The sequence below is a fragment of the Halorarum halophilum genome (assembly GCF_013401515.1).
GTDB classification, from domain to species: Archaea; Halobacteriota; Halobacteria; order Halobacteriales; family Haloferacaceae; genus Halorarum; species Halorarum halophilum.
The window spans coordinates 218,055-233,278 of record NZ_CP058530.1 but is presented as its reverse complement, the minus strand read 5'-3'; the positions used below and the strand labels follow the sequence as shown (position 1 = coordinate 233,278).

15 protein-coding genes are annotated in these 15,224 nt (G+C 70.3%); 8 read left to right on the top strand and 7 right to left on the bottom strand.

The window, feature by feature from the left end; translation table 11 throughout:
* Positions 1 to 216: 216 nt before the first annotated feature.
* From hutH to HUG10_RS19390, 6 genes are all read right to left on the bottom strand, one after another.
* Complete coding sequence (gene hutH / locus HUG10_RS19415) at positions 217 to 1,809, bottom strand: histidine ammonia-lyase (protein WP_179171347.1); 1,593 nt, start codon at positions 1,807 to 1,809, stop codon at positions 217 to 219.
* Positions 1,802 to 3,091, bottom strand: a complete 1,290-nt coding sequence (gene hutI / locus HUG10_RS19410; protein ID WP_179171346.1) for an imidazolonepropionase — start codon at positions 3,089 to 3,091, stop codon at positions 1,802 to 1,804. Before hutI ends, hutH begins: the two co-directional genes overlap by 8 nt.
* Positions 3,084 to 4,139 (bottom strand): arginase family protein, encoded by a 1,056-nt coding sequence (locus HUG10_RS21715; RefSeq protein WP_246310334.1) that lies wholly within the window; start codon positions 4,137 to 4,139, stop codon positions 3,084 to 3,086. Before HUG10_RS21715 ends, hutI begins: the two co-directional genes overlap by 8 nt.
* Positions 4,136 to 5,860 (bottom strand): urocanate hydratase, encoded by a 1,725-nt coding sequence (gene hutU / locus HUG10_RS19400; protein ID WP_179171345.1) that lies wholly within the window; start codon positions 5,858 to 5,860, stop codon positions 4,136 to 4,138. The genes HUG10_RS21715 and hutU overlap by 4 nt, the downstream gene beginning before the upstream one ends.
* A gap of 256 nt (positions 5,861 to 6,116) precedes the next feature.
* Positions 6,117 to 6,557, bottom strand: a complete 441-nt coding sequence (locus HUG10_RS19395) for a hypothetical protein (RefSeq protein ID WP_179171344.1) — start codon at positions 6,555 to 6,557, stop codon at positions 6,117 to 6,119.
* Positions 6,554 to 7,357, bottom strand: a complete 804-nt coding sequence (locus HUG10_RS19390) for a ParA family protein (RefSeq protein ID WP_179171343.1) — start codon at positions 7,355 to 7,357, stop codon at positions 6,554 to 6,556. Before HUG10_RS19390 ends, HUG10_RS19395 begins: the two co-directional genes overlap by 4 nt.
* A gap of 714 nt (positions 7,358 to 8,071) precedes the next feature.
* Here HUG10_RS19390 and HUG10_RS19385 point away from each other — a divergent pair.
* Entirely contained in the window at positions 8,072 to 8,836 is a 765-nt protein-coding gene (locus HUG10_RS19385) for a TOBE domain-containing protein (RefSeq protein ID WP_179171342.1), read from the top strand.
* 214 nt (positions 8,837 to 9,050) lie between these two features.
* On the top strand, positions 9,051 to 9,443 hold the full coding sequence (locus tag HUG10_RS19380; protein WP_179171341.1) for a pyridoxamine 5'-phosphate oxidase family protein: 393 nt from the start codon (positions 9,051 to 9,053) through the stop codon (positions 9,441 to 9,443).
* Here the strand turns inward: HUG10_RS19380 and HUG10_RS19375 are convergent.
* On the bottom strand, positions 9,412 to 9,777 hold the full coding sequence (locus HUG10_RS19375) for a hypothetical protein (protein ID WP_179171340.1): 366 nt from the start codon (positions 9,775 to 9,777) through the stop codon (positions 9,412 to 9,414). The two genes, HUG10_RS19380 and HUG10_RS19375, sit on opposite strands and share 32 nt — an antisense overlap.
* A 338-nt stretch (positions 9,778 to 10,115) precedes the next feature.
* Between HUG10_RS19375 and HUG10_RS19370 the strand changes: the two genes are divergently transcribed.
* From HUG10_RS19370 to HUG10_RS19345, 6 genes are all read left to right on the top strand, one after another.
* A complete protein-coding gene (locus HUG10_RS19370; protein WP_179171144.1) occupies positions 10,116 to 10,337 on the top strand; it encodes a hypothetical protein in 222 nt (73 codons plus the stop codon).
* A gap of 53 nt (positions 10,338 to 10,390) precedes the next feature.
* Positions 10,391 to 10,789, top strand: a complete 399-nt coding sequence (locus tag HUG10_RS19365; protein WP_179171339.1) for a MaoC family dehydratase — start codon at positions 10,391 to 10,393, stop codon at positions 10,787 to 10,789.
* Positions 10,790 to 10,955: 166 nt separating this feature from the next.
* The gene (locus tag HUG10_RS19360; protein WP_179171338.1) at positions 10,956 to 11,864 is read left to right on the top strand and encodes a DMT family transporter; all 909 of its coding nucleotides are present in this window, start codon (positions 10,956 to 10,958) and stop codon (positions 11,862 to 11,864) included.
* A gap of 232 nt (positions 11,865 to 12,096) precedes the next feature.
* Complete coding sequence (locus tag HUG10_RS19355) at positions 12,097 to 12,603, top strand: hypothetical protein (RefSeq protein WP_179171337.1); 507 nt, start codon at positions 12,097 to 12,099, stop codon at positions 12,601 to 12,603.
* A gap of 143 nt (positions 12,604 to 12,746) precedes the next feature.
* Entirely contained in the window at positions 12,747 to 13,796 is a 1,050-nt protein-coding gene (locus tag HUG10_RS19350; RefSeq protein WP_179171336.1) for an FAD-dependent oxidoreductase, read from the top strand.
* A 37-nt stretch (positions 13,797 to 13,833) separates the two neighbouring features.
* Complete coding sequence (locus HUG10_RS19345; protein WP_179171335.1) at positions 13,834 to 15,078, top strand: ABC transporter substrate-binding protein; 1,245 nt, start codon at positions 13,834 to 13,836, stop codon at positions 15,076 to 15,078.
* Positions 15,079 to 15,224 lie beyond the last annotated feature (146 nt).

Sequence of the window (15,224 nt, the reverse complement as noted above, 5' to 3'; positions counted from 1 at the left end):
ATGCGAAGCCGACCCACAAATATGCTCGTACTTACTCCGCGACCGTCGGCGCGTCCCTCGATTTTCACGCGCGGCGACATCATCGACGCGTTCCACTCCGGGAGCTGATTCCGGCAACGGACGACGGACGGTTCGGCTGAAATCACGACGGACGACGACCGGCTCCGGTGGCTCACGGGGCACTCCCCGACCGAGTAGCTGGTGCCTGTCCATCGATCAGTCCGTGTCCGTCGCGACGGCCGCCTCGACCGCGTCGTGGAGCGCGCCGCTCGTCACCAGTCGCTCGCCCGCCCGCAGGTCGGCGTCCAGCGGACGGTCCTCCACGAGCTTCGGGACGACCTCGCGGACGGCGTCGTAGGCGGCGGCGGTGCCGTCCCCGAGCGCGAGCCCCGGGTCGAGGAACTCGGCCGCCTGGGCGCCGCACGCGAGTTCGACGCCGACGACCGTGGCGACGTCGTCGAGCACCGTGCGGGCGGTGAGCGCGCTCTGCCCGCTCATGCTGACGTGGTCCTCCTGCCCGCCGCTGACGGGCGTCGAGTCCGTCGCCGGCCGGCCGAGCGACCGACACTCGTTCAGGAGCGACGCGGCGGTGTACTGGGCGATCATGTACCCCGACCGCAGGCCGCTCTTCTCGGTGAGGAACGGCGGCAGGTGTGCCTCCTGGAGTTCGGGGTTGAGCATCCGGTCGACTCGGCGCTCGCAGACGGCCGCCAGGTCCGTCAGCGCGCCGGCGACGTAGTCGAGCCGGTGGGCCAGCGGCGCGCCGTGGAAGTTGCCCGCCGAGAGCACCGCCGCCTCGTCGCCGCCGCTGGCGCGCCCGGCGACTGCGCCCGGCGGGAACACGAGCGGGTTGTCCGTCGCGCTGTTCAGTTCGATCTCGACCGCCTCGCGGAGGTGTCCGACGGCCTCGCGCACCGCGCCGTGGACCTGCGGGAGACACCGGATCGAGTAGGCGTCCTGCACGCGGTCGCAGTTCCGGTGGGACTCGATGACCTCTGAGCCGGCGGTGAACCGGCGGACGTTGGCCGCACTCTCCGCCTGGCCGGGGTGTGGGCGGACGTCGTTCACGGCCGGGTCGCAATTCGCCGTCGTGGACATCGTCACCTCGGTCGTCAGCGCGCCGGCGACGTCCGCCGCGTGGAGGACGCGCTCGGCGTCGACGACGAGCAGCGCGGCGAGCGCGAGGGTGAGCTGCGTGCCGTTGATGAGCGCCAGCCCCTCCTTGGGCGCGAGCCTGAGCGGGTCGAGGCCGGCCCGGGCCAGCGCCTCCTCGCCGGAGAGGTCGTTGCCGTCGACGGTGGCCTGCCCCTCGCCGAGCAGGACGATGGCGACGTGCGCGAGCGGCGCGAGGTCGCCACTCGCCCCGAGGCTCCCCTGGGCGGGGACAACCGGGTGGACCCCCTCGTTGAGCATCGTCACGAGGTGATCGATGACGACCTCCCGGACCCCGGAGTAGCCCTTCACGAGCGCGTTGACCCGGGTGAGCATCACCCCACGGACCTCCGCGGCCGTGAGGCGCCGGCCGACGCCTGCGGCGTGGCTCCTGACCAGGTTGGTCTGGAGCGCCTCGACGTCCTCGGGCGCGATGCGGGTGTCCACCAGGTGGCCGAAGCCGGTGTTGAGCCCGTACACCGCCTCGCCGGACTCGACGGCGGCGACGACGCGGGCGCGCGCCTCCCGCACCGCCTCCCGGGCCGCGTCGGCGACGCGGACGGTCGCCCCGTCGCGGGCGACGGCGGCCACCTCCGCCGGCGTGAGCGACTCGCCGTCGAGGACGACCTCGGTCGGTCGTCCTCCCTCCTCACTCATGGACGACCTCCCCGTCGACGACGACCCGGTCGGCCGTGTTCACGTCCAGGTTGTACGGGATCTCCACGCCTGCCGTCACGTCGTGGACGACGGCGTCCGCGGGCGCGCCGGGGCGGAGCGTCCCCGTGCCGTCGGTCCGGTCGATGGCCCTCGCGGCCGTGTGGGTCGCCCCGCGCAGCGCCTCGTCGGGCGTCGCCCGCATGCCGACGCAGGCGAGGGTGACGACGAACCCCATGCTCCGCGCGTAGCAGTTCGGGTTGAAGTCGGTCGCGAGCGCGACGGGCGTCCCCCCGTCGAGGAACCGGCGCGCGTCCGCGTACTCCTCGCCGAGCGCGAACGCCGTCGCGGGCAGCAGGACGGGTGTCACGCCGCCGTCGACGAGCCGGTCGGCCCCCTCGTCGTCGGTCTTCAGGAGGTGGTCCGCGCTGGCGGCGCCGACGTCGGCCGCGACCCCGGTGGCGCCGACGTCCGCGAACTCGTCGGCGTGGACTTTCGGCGTCAGGCTGGCCTCCAGCCCGGCGGCGAGGATCCGTCGCGACTGCTCGGCGTCGAACACGCCTCGTTCGCAGAAGACGTCGCAGAACTCCGCGATCCCCTGGTCCGCGACGGCCGGGAGCTGTTCCTCGATCACCTCCTCGGTGTACCCCTCGACCTCCCGGTCTTCCGGGACGGCGTGGGCGCCCATGAACGTCGGGACCACGGTGACGGGGTGCGCCTCGTCGGCCGCGGCGATGGCCCGGAGCAGTTTCAACTCGGCGTCGGTCGAGAGGCCGTAGCCGCTCTTCACCTCGACCGTGGTGGTGCCGTGTGCGAGCATCACGTCGAGGTGCTCGACCAGGTTCGCGGTCAACGTCGCCTCGTCGGCCGCCCGGACCGCGCGGACCGTCCGGAGGATGCCGCCGCCGGCCGCGAGGATGTCCTCGTAGGACGTCCCGCCGAGCTTGGCCTCGAATTCGTCGGTCCGGTCGCCGGCGAAGATCGCGTGGGTGTGGGGGTCGACGAACCCGGGCGTCACGAGGCGGCCGTCGGCGTCGACGGCGACGTCAGCGTTCTCAGCCGGGTACTCGCGCAGCACCTCCTCCGTCTCGCCGACGGCGACGACTTGGCCGTCCTCGGCGGCGAACGCGGCGTCCGCGACCGTCTCGACGCCGACGCCCTCGTCCGGGCCGACAACGAGTTCCGAGGCGCCGTGGACGACGGTGAGCCCCGGCGAGTCAGGGTCGCCGGATCCGTCGGCCGCGACCGTCGGACCGTGGCCCTCCGACGACGACTCGTCACTCACGGCTGGTCACCTCCGCGAGCGCGTGCGCGACCGCACGAGAGGCGGCCCTGACCGTTCGGCCGCCGCGGTCCAGCGGCGGCGCGCACTCCACCACCTCGAAGCCGACGACCCGCGGGTCGGCCAGCGCGCCCCCGAGAAGTTCGTACAGTTCGGACGTCCGAACTCCACCGGGGGTAGGGGCGCTCACGCCGGGCGCGGCGGCCTCGTCGAGGACGTCGACGTCGAGGCTGACGTACACCAGATCCACGTCGCCGAGTGCCTCGATGGCCGCGTCTGCGATGCCGGCGGGGTCGGCGCGGACGTCCGCCGGGGTGAACACCGTCCCGTCGCGCCCGGCGAGGAAGTCGGCGTAGGCGGTCGACGTCTCGAAGTGCCGGGCGCCGACCACCGAGAGCGCGTCGAGGCCGGCGTCGAACAGTTGGCGGTACGGGGTGCCGCTGGTCGGCTCGCCGTCGGGGTCCCGGCAGTCGAGGTGAGCGTCGAGGCTGACGACGCCGACGCGCGAGCCGTCCCCTCCCCGTCCTCCCCCTCTCCCCCCTGGACCCCCCTCTCCCCCTCCTTCCCCTCCCCCGGCCGCGCCGCTAGCGCCGCCCCCGCCGCGGTCGCCTCGCCCTCGGCCCTCGCCGCCGCCTGCCCCGCCCAGCAACGGCCAGACGTTCGGCACCGTGAGCGAGTTGTCGCCACCGAGGAACACCGGGAACGCGTCGGCCTCGTGGACCCTCCGGGTCGTCTCGACGAGCGCGTCCTGGACCGCCGCGACGTCCCCTTCGTCGTCGGGGATGCGTACGTCGCCGAGGTCGCCGACGCCCGCGACGGGGCCGGTCACGTAGTGGTGGGCCTTCGCGCCGGCGAGCGATTCGCGGATGGCGTCCGGGCCGTCGCCGGCACCCTTCCGGCCGATGACGGCGCCGTCGTACGGCTCGCCGACGAGGACGGCGTCGTACTCGTCCGCCTCTGCGAGCGTGGTGGGCTGGACGACGTCGCCGAACTGGATGTCGTTCGGGTCGTCCGACGACGGGAGCCAATCGGTGGGCGGGCGGAGGCTCATCGGTCGTCCCGCATCGGGATGGTCACGTCCGACTCGTCGGCCTCGTCCAGCGCCTCCTCGTACCCGGCATCGGCGTGGCGGATCACCCCCGTCCCGGGGTCGGTGGTGAACACGCGGCGGGCCTTCTCGGCCGCGAGGTCGGTGCCGTCGAGGACGACGTGGTTGTTCGAGTGGAGCGCGTTACCGATGCCGACCCCGCCGCCGTCGTGGACCGAGACGATGTCCGCGCCGGCCGCGCAGTTGAGCAGCGCGTTGAGGATGGGCCAGTCGGCGACCGCGTCGGTGCCGTCCCTCATCGCCTCGGTCTCGCGGTTCGGGCTGGCGACCGACCCCGCGTCGAGGTGGTCGCGGGTGACGACGATCGGCGCCCGGATCTCGCCCTCCGCGACGAGTTCGTTGATCCGGAGCGCGAACTCGGCGCGCTCGGTCACCCCGTCCTCGTTCGATTGGTAGCCGAGCCAGCACACCCGCGCCGGCAGCCCCTGGAACGACACCTGCTCCTGGGCGAGGTCGATCCAGCGGTGGAGCGTCTCCTTCCCCGGGAACAGTTCCTTCACCGCGGCGTCGGTCCGGCGGATGTCCTCGGGATCGCCCGAGAGGGCGGCCCACCGGAACGGACCGCGCCCCCGGCAGAACATCGGCCGGACGAACGCCGGGACGAACCCGGGGTAGTCGAACGCGTCCTCGCGCCCGCGATGCTCGCGCACCTGCCCGCGGAGGTTGTTGCCGTACTCGAAGGCGACCGCGCCGTCGTCCTGCATCGCCAGGATGGCGTCGACGTGCCGCTCCATCGTGTCGAGGCTCTCCTCGACGTAGCGCTCGGGATCCCGCTCCCGGAGTTCGTCCGCCTCCGCGACCGAGTAGCCGACCGGGAAGTACCCCTCGAGTTCGTCGTGGGCGCTCGTCTGGTCGGTGACGACGTCGGGGACGAACCCCTCGTCGAGCATCGTTTCCAGCATGTCCACCACGTTCGTCTCGACGCCGACGCTGTACGCCTCGCGGGCGGCGGCGGCCTCCTCGGCCCGGGACATCGCCTCGCCCAGGTCGTCGACGCGCTCCATCAGGTAGTCCGTCCGGATCCGGCGGTCGATGCGGTCGCCATCGACCTCCGCGACGACGCAGACGCCGCCGTTCATCGTGGTCGCGAGCGGCTGGGCGCCGCTCATCCCGCCAAGCCCGCCGGTGACGACGATCCGCCCTTGCAGGGTGCCGTCGTACTGCTGGCGGGCGAGTTCGGCGAGCGTCTCGTACGTGCCCTGGACGATCCCCTGCGTTCCGATGTACGCCCACGAGCCTGCGGTCATCTGGCCGTACATCATCTTCCCCGCGGCCTCGAGTTCGTGGAAGTGCTCCCAGTCGTCCCACTTGCCCACCAGGTTGGAGTTCGCGATGAGCACCCGCGGCGCCATCTCGTGGGTGGTGAACCGCCCGACAGGCTTGCCGGACTGTACCAGCAGCGTCTCCTCGTCGCCGAGCGTCCTGAGCTGGTCGAGGATGGCGTCGTAGGCGTCCCACGACCGCGCCGCCCGCCCCGTCCCGCCGTAGACGACGAGGTCCTCGGGGCGTTCTGCTACCTCGGGGTCGAGGTTGTTGTTCAACATCCGGAGGGCGGCCTCCTGTCGCCACCCCTCACACTCGATGTCGGTGCCGGTGGGGGAGCCCTGGTAGGCCTCCCACTCGGCGCTAACGTCGCTCGTCGCGGGGTCGTCGGAGCGTGCCATTGGGGGACGTTCGCCCGTGCCACACAAGAAGGTTGCAATACTTGCGGCGAGCGCGTCGGGGACGACCGATGTTCCCGTCACGTTCGGGAACTAACCGCTGTACAGCGTACGATCCAGCTGGATTCGGTAGCGGTCTAGTAACTTTGGTTACTAATCGGAAAACTGATCGAACAGCTTCGTCCCCCCGGCCAACAAACGTATCGCGAAATGTGGTTTACCGACTCACCGGGGCGTCGAATCCATCGCCGATGGGGGTTCAGACGTCTTCGAGGAGTTCTGGGACGTCGCTGGCGTCCGCCTCGGCCAGCGCGTCGAGGCCGTGCCGGACGACGAGCGGGAAGAAGTGGCGGTTCTTCTCGAACTCCTCGTCGTACTCGAACTCGTACTCCGCCTTCAGGAGGTTGTACGTCCGCTCGAGCTCCTTCTTCTGCTCCCGCGGGAGGTACATGTACGTCCCGACCTGCTCGTCCTTCACCGATCCCTCCTCGTCCGCGTCGGCGGGATCGTCCGTCTCGGCCGGCTCGTCCGTTTCGGACTGTTTGGACGGTTCGGGCGTTTCGGACGGTTCTGGCGATTCGGCGGGTTCGACAGCGTCGGACGCCTCGTCCTTGCTGTCCGCCTCGGCGTCCCCCGTGGCCTTGTCCTTCGCCCGCTGACGGCGGTTCCGGAGCCTGCTCGCCCGGTCGTCCTGGCTCATGCTTCCACCTCCCGGGTCGCGAACTGCTCCTCGAGGTCGGCGGCGATGTCGAGGAACACCTCGCACATGTCGCACTCAGGATCGTACCGGAGGAGCGAGGAGCCCTCCTCGAGCGCCTTCTGGACGGCAGCGCGCTCGCGAACCTCCCAGACGGGGACGCCGTCGAACGCCTCGTTGATCCACTCGACCATCTCCTTCGCTTGGTTCTTGCGCACGTCGATGCGGTTCACGACGACCCCGCGCTCCTCGATGGTGATGCCGTAGTCCAGCTCCAGCGCCTCCACGTGGTCGAACAGGAGCTCGAACGCCCGCTTGCTGGTGGACTCCGCGAGCGCCGGGATGAGGAGGTTCCGCGAGGCGTACAGCGCGTTGTCCATCAGGTTCCCGAGGTTCGGCGGGCAGTCGACGACGACGAAGTCGTAGTCGTCCTCCACGCGGTCGAGCAGCAACGCGAGCTGCTCCCCGCTCCGCCGCGAGAGGGTGAGTTCGGGCTCCGCGGCGGTCATGTCGATGTTCGACGGTAGCACGTCCATCTCCGGGTGTTCGTGGACGATGTCGTGGATCGCGTCACGCTGTTCCGGGTCGGTGAGACAGTCGAACAGCGTCGGCGGCTCGGCGTCGTACGCGTCCATCATCCCGAGGTTCTCGGTCGCGTTCCCCTGCGGGTCGAGGTCGACGAACAGCACGTCGTTCCCGCGCTCGTTCAGCGCCCCGCCCACGTTGATGGCCGTGGTCGTCTTGCCGACGCCCCCCTTCTGGTTCGAGACGGCCACCGTCGGCGTCCGAGACGAATCGGTCATACAAACTGGTTCGTATGGCCCATCCGCATTAGCCCTTTGTGAGACGCACGTCAGACAATACGGAAAATACGCCACAACTTGTTTGTATGGTTCGGAAGGTTTGGACGAATTTCTCCTCTCGGCTCGCTCGCTTCGTTCGTCTCTTTCTCCCCGTTCGGCTCGATTTCCTCGTTCGGGCGTTCTCCGTAGTTCGATCCATAGGGGTTTGGACGTCCAAACTGAACGAACCACACACCAATGCCCGCGATCTTCGGTAGTTATAGCGGTGGCGTGCTGCGGTTCGCCCGTCCAAACCGTTCATTTCCACGACGAGCTTCGTGCGATTCGACCGGTTCGTTACCTTCTGCGCGTTCGTCGGGTTCGGCGGGTCACGCCGGGTCGGCCCGTTCGCCTCGATCGTCCCGTTCGGGTGTATTGGCCAGTTCTTTCGTACGCACCGCCAAATTTGGTTTGGACGTCAAAACCGGTTCGCCTATTTCGCCCCGGCCGGCCGGCTCGGATCGTTCTCCTCCGGTCCGTAGTTCGCCTGGTTTTCCTCTCTGAACTGGTTTTGCTGAGTTGGCCGGTTTGGCTAGATTGGGCGTGCTGGGGGGTTCGGCTACGACGGCCGGCCGGGGGCGCTGTGCCGGGTCGCCCGATCGAACTGTCCGAACTGAACTCCCCGTCGAATCCGCCAACGGTTATACCGGCTCGCCGCCGACGTGGAGCAACGACATGACCGAGGGCGCCGACGCCGCGGCGGACGCCAGCGCGGTCATCGAACGGGACGGCGCGGCGTTCGGCCGTGCGGACGCGGCGCTGCTCCGGGCGATCGCCAGCCGCGGTTCGGTCAGCGGGGCCGCGAGGGAACTCGGTCGTTCCCGTGCGCGGGCGCTCACCCGCCTGCAGGACCTCGAGGCCGCGTTCGGCGAGCTGGTGGACCGTCGTCGCGGCGGGAGCGACGGCGGGGGGAGCAGGCTGACGGACGACGCGCGGGAGCTCCTCGCCCGATACGACAGGCTTCGAGCCAACCTCGCGGAGACCGCGAGCGTCGTCGAGACGGTGCTCCCCGGCCGAGTCGTGGAGGTGACCGGCGAACTCGGGACGGTCAAGACCGGCGCCGGGACGCTCCGCGCCCTCGTGGTCCCGGACGCCGGATCCGCCGACGGGTTCGAGGTGGACTCGCGTAGTCACGACGTGGAGGTGAGCGTCCGCGCCAGCGCGGTCACGCTCCACGACCCGGCCGACGCACCGCCGGGCGGAGCGACGAGCGCCCGAAACAGGTTCGACGGCCGGGTCGAGGCGGTCGATTCGGGCGTCGCCGTCGCGCACGTCTCGGTCGACGTCGGCGCCGCCGACCCGCTCGTCGCGCTGGTGACGTGCGACAGCGTCGAGCGCCTCGGACTCGAACCGGGCGCGGAGGTGGTCGCGAGTTTCAAGGCCACGGCGACGCGGGCGGTCCAGGTCGACGACGAACCCGGGGAGTTCGACGAGGCGTGAGCGGTCGAACGGACACACCACTTTTCGAGTGCTTTTCGCAAGACTGCGCCGCTGTTAAGCGGCGTTTTGGCCCGGAAACGCACCCGGAAAATCCATCAAAACCCAGTTTGCTAGTCGGTCTGGGCGAACTAGACGAACTGGGCAAACTAAACGTCACGCGCGGCCCGGCGGAGGGGGGCAAGCCACTATTGGGAGCCGGCCCCTTGTCCGACCCGTGACGGAGACGCTCCCCGCGAAGGCCGAGGAACTGATCACCGGTGAGCCGCTGGTCGCGCACCTGGGGACCTGTCACGACGGCAAACCCCACGTCGCGCCGCTCTGGTACCGGTACGAGGACGGCGTCGTGGAGATCATGACCACCGGACGAAAACTGGCCAACGTCCGCGAGAACCCACGGGTGGCGCTCTCCATCCAGCAGGACGAGGGCGGGATGCCCCAGTGGATGGTCACGCTCCGCGGGACGGCGACGGTCGTCGACGACGAGGAGCGGTCCCGGGAGGCCAACCGGCGGCTCAACCGGAAGTACGGCGTCGACGAGGACTCGTGGTCGGAGAACACCCTGGTTCGTATCGACGTCAGCTCCGCCGCGTACCGGACGTACGACTGACGAGGTGGCTCCCGCACGGGCTCGCTCCGGGCCGCGGATCTCCTCGACGATCCGTACTCCCCGTCGACTCGCCCGCTGATGACCGTGCGGACGTGCGCGCCGCCGTCGGCTTTCGAGAGCAGGGAGCGATCAGCCGTCCCGCCTCCGTCGAGGAGTTCGGTGGGAACACCGGCGAGTTCGGGCTGTCCTCGTACTCAACGACCGTTCGCATCCCCAGCGACTCGGTCGTCCCGTCGAACTCCCAGCGGCCGTGGGAGAGGGCGACGCCGCGACCCCCGGTCGCGCGGACGAGCGAACGGTCGTACCGCTCCGCGTCCGTCGTGGCGTCTACCACGGCGGTTCAGCCGAGGAAGTTCGCTACTCCCGTTCGATGATGGTACCGCTTACAGTTCCCTTCACGCCGAGACTGTCCGGACGCTAGTCGGGAATCCGACGTGGTCCGCTCGCGCGGACGACGGAGCGCAGGGACGGACCTCACGAACCGACCTTGCAATACCTCCCCAACGTATTTAACCACACGGACCACCTGACGCCGAGTGTGAAGAGTCACGGAACGTATCGCTCGACAAACCAGGGGCAATCTGAACGACCGGGCCGCAAGCTCGCGGCCGGCGCTGACGTCGACCCGTCGAGAGTCCCTGGCGAGAACAGACAGAGCAGTCCCCCCGACCCATGAAATACTGCCTCGACTGCGAGTGGGCGGTCGTCGACCCGGACCCCCGGCCGGAGTCGGACTCGTCCGAACGCGCAATCGACCACGTCAGGGAGACGGGCCACTCCATCAGTTCGGACGACTCCCCCGACCTCCCTCCCCTCCGGGCCGAGATCGGCCCCGCGCTCTCGACCCTGTTCCGGGCGCTCACCCAGGCGCAGGAGTCGAACCGCGACCGGTAGCGACACCGGCCGTCACCCCGGTCGTTTTTCGCCGGCGACCCGTAGCCCCTCGTATGCCCGTCGCAACCGTCGGCGACGCCGCGAGCGCCGAACGAGCGGTCACGACCGACGACATCGACGCCTACGCCGAACTCACCGGCGACCGCAACCCGATCCACCTCGACGAGGAGTACGCCGGTGAGACGGCCTTCGGCGGCCGCATCGCCCACGGGATGTACTCCGCGGGGGTCGTGAGCGCCGCGCTCGCCAGACTCCCGGGCGACGTCATCTACCTCTCGCAGAACCTCTCGTTCGAGAACCCGGTGCGTCCGGGTGCGACGGTTCGGGCGGAGGTCGAGGTCGTCGAACACGTCGGCGGCGACCGAGTCCGAGTGGAGACGGTCGCGGACGCCGACGGCGATCGGGTGGTGTCGGGGGAGGCCGTCGTGCTCTCGGTTCCGCACGGGGAGTGAGTTCCTGACCGGTGCGTCGGGAATCGGCCGGCTGGGGAGGGGGTGGCTTTCGAGGTGTCCGCGACCGGGTTTGCAGTAACGCCACGCCGCCCGAACCACCCGCCGAATCACCGCGACCGAATGCCTCATATCGGGGCCCCTAGTAGTCGGAACCCACTACGAATCGATGGTAGACCTGACGACGCTCGTCGCCGTGCTCGTGACGCTGGTGGCGGCGCTCGGTATCGCCGGCCAGAACCTCTTCGTCCGCAAGGGCACCGACGGGGGCCGGGCCTCCGACGCGGTCGTCGTCGTCATCGCGGTGAACGTCCTCGTCCTCCTGCCCTCGGTCGCGATCCTCTACTACCCGGACTACGGGCTGACCCCCGTCTCGTGGCTCTCGTTCGCCGCCGCGGGCATGGTCGGCACGCTGCTCGGCCGGATCCTGAGCTACACGAGCATCGAGAAGATCGGGGCGAGCCGCACGGCCCCCATCGTCGCCGCCTGGGCGCTCGTCTCGACGGTGTTCGGCGTGATCTTCCTCGACGAGACCCTGTCGCCGATCCACGCGGTCGGCATCGCGCTGGTCGTCGCGGGCATCGTCGTCATCGCGTGGGAGACGAACCACGAGAACCCCGACGGGCTCTCGCGCCGGGAGCTGTCGATCGGCCTGCTGATCCCTTTCGCCGCGGCGTTCGCATACGGGCTGGAGCCGATCTTCGCCAAGTTCGGGTTCGCCGAGGGGACGCCCGCCCCGGTCGGCCTCGTCGTCAAGACGGTCGCCGCCATCCTGGGGCTCACGCTGTACCTCCGGTTGCGAAACGACCTCCCGGGTCGGGAGGTGCTCCGGTCGAACGACATGCGGTGGTTCGTGCTCGCGGGGCTGTCGAACACGCTGTTCCTCGTGGGCTACTACGTCGCCCTCGAGATCGCCCCGGTGAGCATCGTCACGCCGATCATCATCACGAACACGCTGTTCGTCGTCGTGCTCTCGGCGCTGTTCATGCCGAAACACCTCGAGCGCGTGACGTGGAAACTCGCCGGCGCGGCGACGGCTGTCGTCGTCGGCGTCGGGGTCATCACCGCCTTCGGATAGGGCGGGCGAGCGCCTCGGTAGTCGAGGCGCCGCGAAAACGTGCCCGCGTGACCGCGGGCGCTCCCCTCCCGCTCGGGGCCGCGTGGGCGAGTCCGACAGTCAACCGGTCTTACCCGGCGGGACGGTGGCGCCGGCGCGCATAAAACGGGCCGATCGAACGGTCGCCCGTGCGAACGCGTGAGCAGTGACAACTGCTATACGCCGTCCCCGGTACCGGTAGCTCGACCGACAGATGCCCGGCACCCCCGACCCCGTCCTCGGGAGCGAGGCGGTCACGTTCGCCGTCGCCTGCGCCGGCGCCGCGTTCGTCACCGCGCTCCCGCCCGCCCTCCGGACCCGCCTCCCGACCGCTCGCCGACTCGCACTCGTCGTCGGCGCCGTCTCGACGCTGCTCGGGCTCGGCGCCTGGGCCGGCGCGCGCCTGGTCGCCGACGCGTTCGAGCCGTCGCTGTTCGAGGACCCCCTCGCGTTCGTCGGCCTGCTCGCCGTCGCCGCGCTCGCCCTCGCCGCGCAGGGGGCGCTCCCGGCCTACCTCTCCGCCCGCTGGCGACTGTACACGCCGCTCGCGGGGCTGTTCGCATTGACGACGGTCCCGCTGTTCGCGTTCCTCCGGGTCCGGGGCGAGAGCGACCCGCTGGCGCTGTGGGCGCTCTTTTTCGCCCCGCTCGGTATCGTCGCCGTCCTCCTCCTCGCGCTCGGCGAGGTGGGGGTCCGTCGGTTCCTGGGCGGCCGCACGTAGCGCGCCGTCGGCCCTGCGGCGGCGAACCTCGACGAAACAACAAGTGTTAACACTGTTTAGGCTGGCCTAATACCCATGACCGACGGAACGACCGCGACCTCGTCGGCCCGACCGGGCCGGACTCGGGCGGGTGCGTGGTCACCGTGACCGGGGAAGCGGACGGTTCGACCGGAGGTGCTGCCGACGCAGTCGAGGACGCGGAGCGGTACGACGTCGCCGTCGTCGGGGGCGGCCCGGCGGGGAGTTCGGCGGCGGTGTTCACCGCGCGCGCCGGCCTGGAGGTCGTCGTCTTCGACCGGGGGAACTCGTCGCTGGCGCGGTGTGGGCATCTGGAGAACTTCCTCGGCTTCCCTGTCGGAATCGACGTCGAGACGTTCTACGGGCTGATGCACGACCACGTCGAGGAGGCCGGCGCCGAACTCATCCCCGACCTCGTGGAACGGGTCGAACGGGTGGCGGACGCGGGGACGGCGGACGCGGAGACGGTGGACGGGGAGCCGGCGGACGCGGAGACGGTGGACGGGGAGCCGGCGGACGCGGGGACGGCGGACGGCTTCCTGATCGGGACGCAGGACGGCCGGACGGCGGTGGCCGACGCCGTGGTCGCGGCGACGACGTACGACGCCGAGTACCTCCGCCCCCTGGACGACGAGGGCGCGATGTTCGAGGCGCACGAGCACGGCGGCGAGACCCACGAGCGCTTCGACGGGGGGTACGCCGACGCGGACGGTCGGACGCCGATCGAGGGGCTGTACGTCGCCGGCCCGATGGCGGACGGCACCAACCAGGCGATCGCCGCCGCCGGCGACGGCGCGAGCGTGGCGTGCGAACTCCTCCGCGACCGCCGGGAGACGGACGGCCTCTGGGACCCCGTCTCCGGGCACTGGGACTGGGTGCGCCGCGCGAGCGACGTCGACGACGAGGCGGCGCTCCGGGACCACCTGCGCGACTGGGCGGCCCGCGAGGCGCCCGCCGACCTCGGGCCGGGCGACGACCGGTTCGAGCGCGTCTGCGAGCGACTCCTCGAGGAACGGTCCGCGGCCTACGTGGACCGCGAGGAGCTGGACGTTCGCGCCGAAGCCGGGAAACGACGCCTCGCCGAACACCTGCCCGACGACCTGCTGCTCGACGTCGTCGACGACGAACGGGTCCGGGAGTACGCCGCGTCGCTGCCGGCCGACGTCGGTGAGTAACCGAAACGGTCTTGTTGTTTTAGGTTAGCCTAAAACCATGTTCGACGAGACGACGGGACGCGACGCATCGACGCGGCGGGAGTACGTCCGGGGGATGGCGGCGCTCGCGGGGGGAGCGGCCCTCGCGGGCTGTGCCGGCGACGACTCGACGCCGACCCCCGCGAACTCGGCGGACGGCGGGGGGACCGAGGGGACCGACGCGGCGACGGGTTCGTCCCCGACCGCCGGCGGGCCGTACACGGCGAGCATGTCGCCGATGGGCGGGGTCGAGTTCGACGCCGTCCCCGAGCGCGTGTTCACGGTGTTCCCGGGGTACGCCGACATGGCGGTCGCGCTCGGCCACGGGCACAAGGTGAACGCGGTGTACGTCCCGGAGATGTCCGGGACGACGATGAACCACTACTACCACCACCTCGACGGCGTCTCCTTCGACTGGGAGGACCTGGCCGACCCCCTGAGCGACGGGCTCCCGAAGGAGCTCCTGTTCGAACTCGACAGCGACGTCCACCTCGCGGACCCCGCGTGGGCGTCGACCCAGACCGGCTGGAACCGGTCGGACGTCGAGGAGATCGGGTCGCAGCTCGCCCCCTGGTTCGGCAACTTCTTCAGCGGGACGAACGCCCCGGCGCCGGAGGGCTACGACGACTACGAGTACTACGACCTCTGGGAGCTGTTCGGCAACGTCGCCGAGGTGTTCCAGGAGGGGGCGCGGTACGAGGCGCTCGCGGCGGTCCACGCGGACCTCGTCTCCACCATTCAGGCCGACCTCCCGCCGAAGGAGGAGCGTCCGACGGCCGTGCGCGTCACGCTCGCGGGGGACGGCGAGTCGTTCTGGACCTACCACCTGAACAAGCCGGGCACGTGGCTGGCCGACACCAGGCCGCTCGGGGCGAACGACGCCTTCGCCGAGCGCGACTGGGGGGGCCTCTGGGGCGAGGTCGACTACGAGGCGATGCTGGAGACGGACCCGGACGTCATCCTCCACCTGTGGGGGATGACGCCGAACTACAGCATCGCCGATACGATCGCCGAACTCGAGAGCCACTCGGCCGGCAGCCAGTTGACGGCGGTGCAGGACGGCCGCGTCTACCCGGCGGGGATGCGGTACCAGGGACCGATCATGAACCTGTTCCAGATCGAGATGGGCGCCAAACAGCTCTACCCGGACCTGTTCGGCGAGTGGCCGGACTACGAGGACGGCGAGCACTACCCGGAGATCCCCGAGGACGAGTGGCTGTTCGATCGGACCCGCGTGGCGGCCGTCGTGAACGGGGAGTTCTGACGGGGGTTAGGACGGCATCCCAGCGTGACTTCGTGGCGCGAACGGGTTCGCGCGCGGGAGGGGGTTCCTCTGCTCCCCTCGACGCACCATCGCGCCGACCGCCTACCGAACCTATATCGGGTTTGATGTGAACGTTTTAATATATA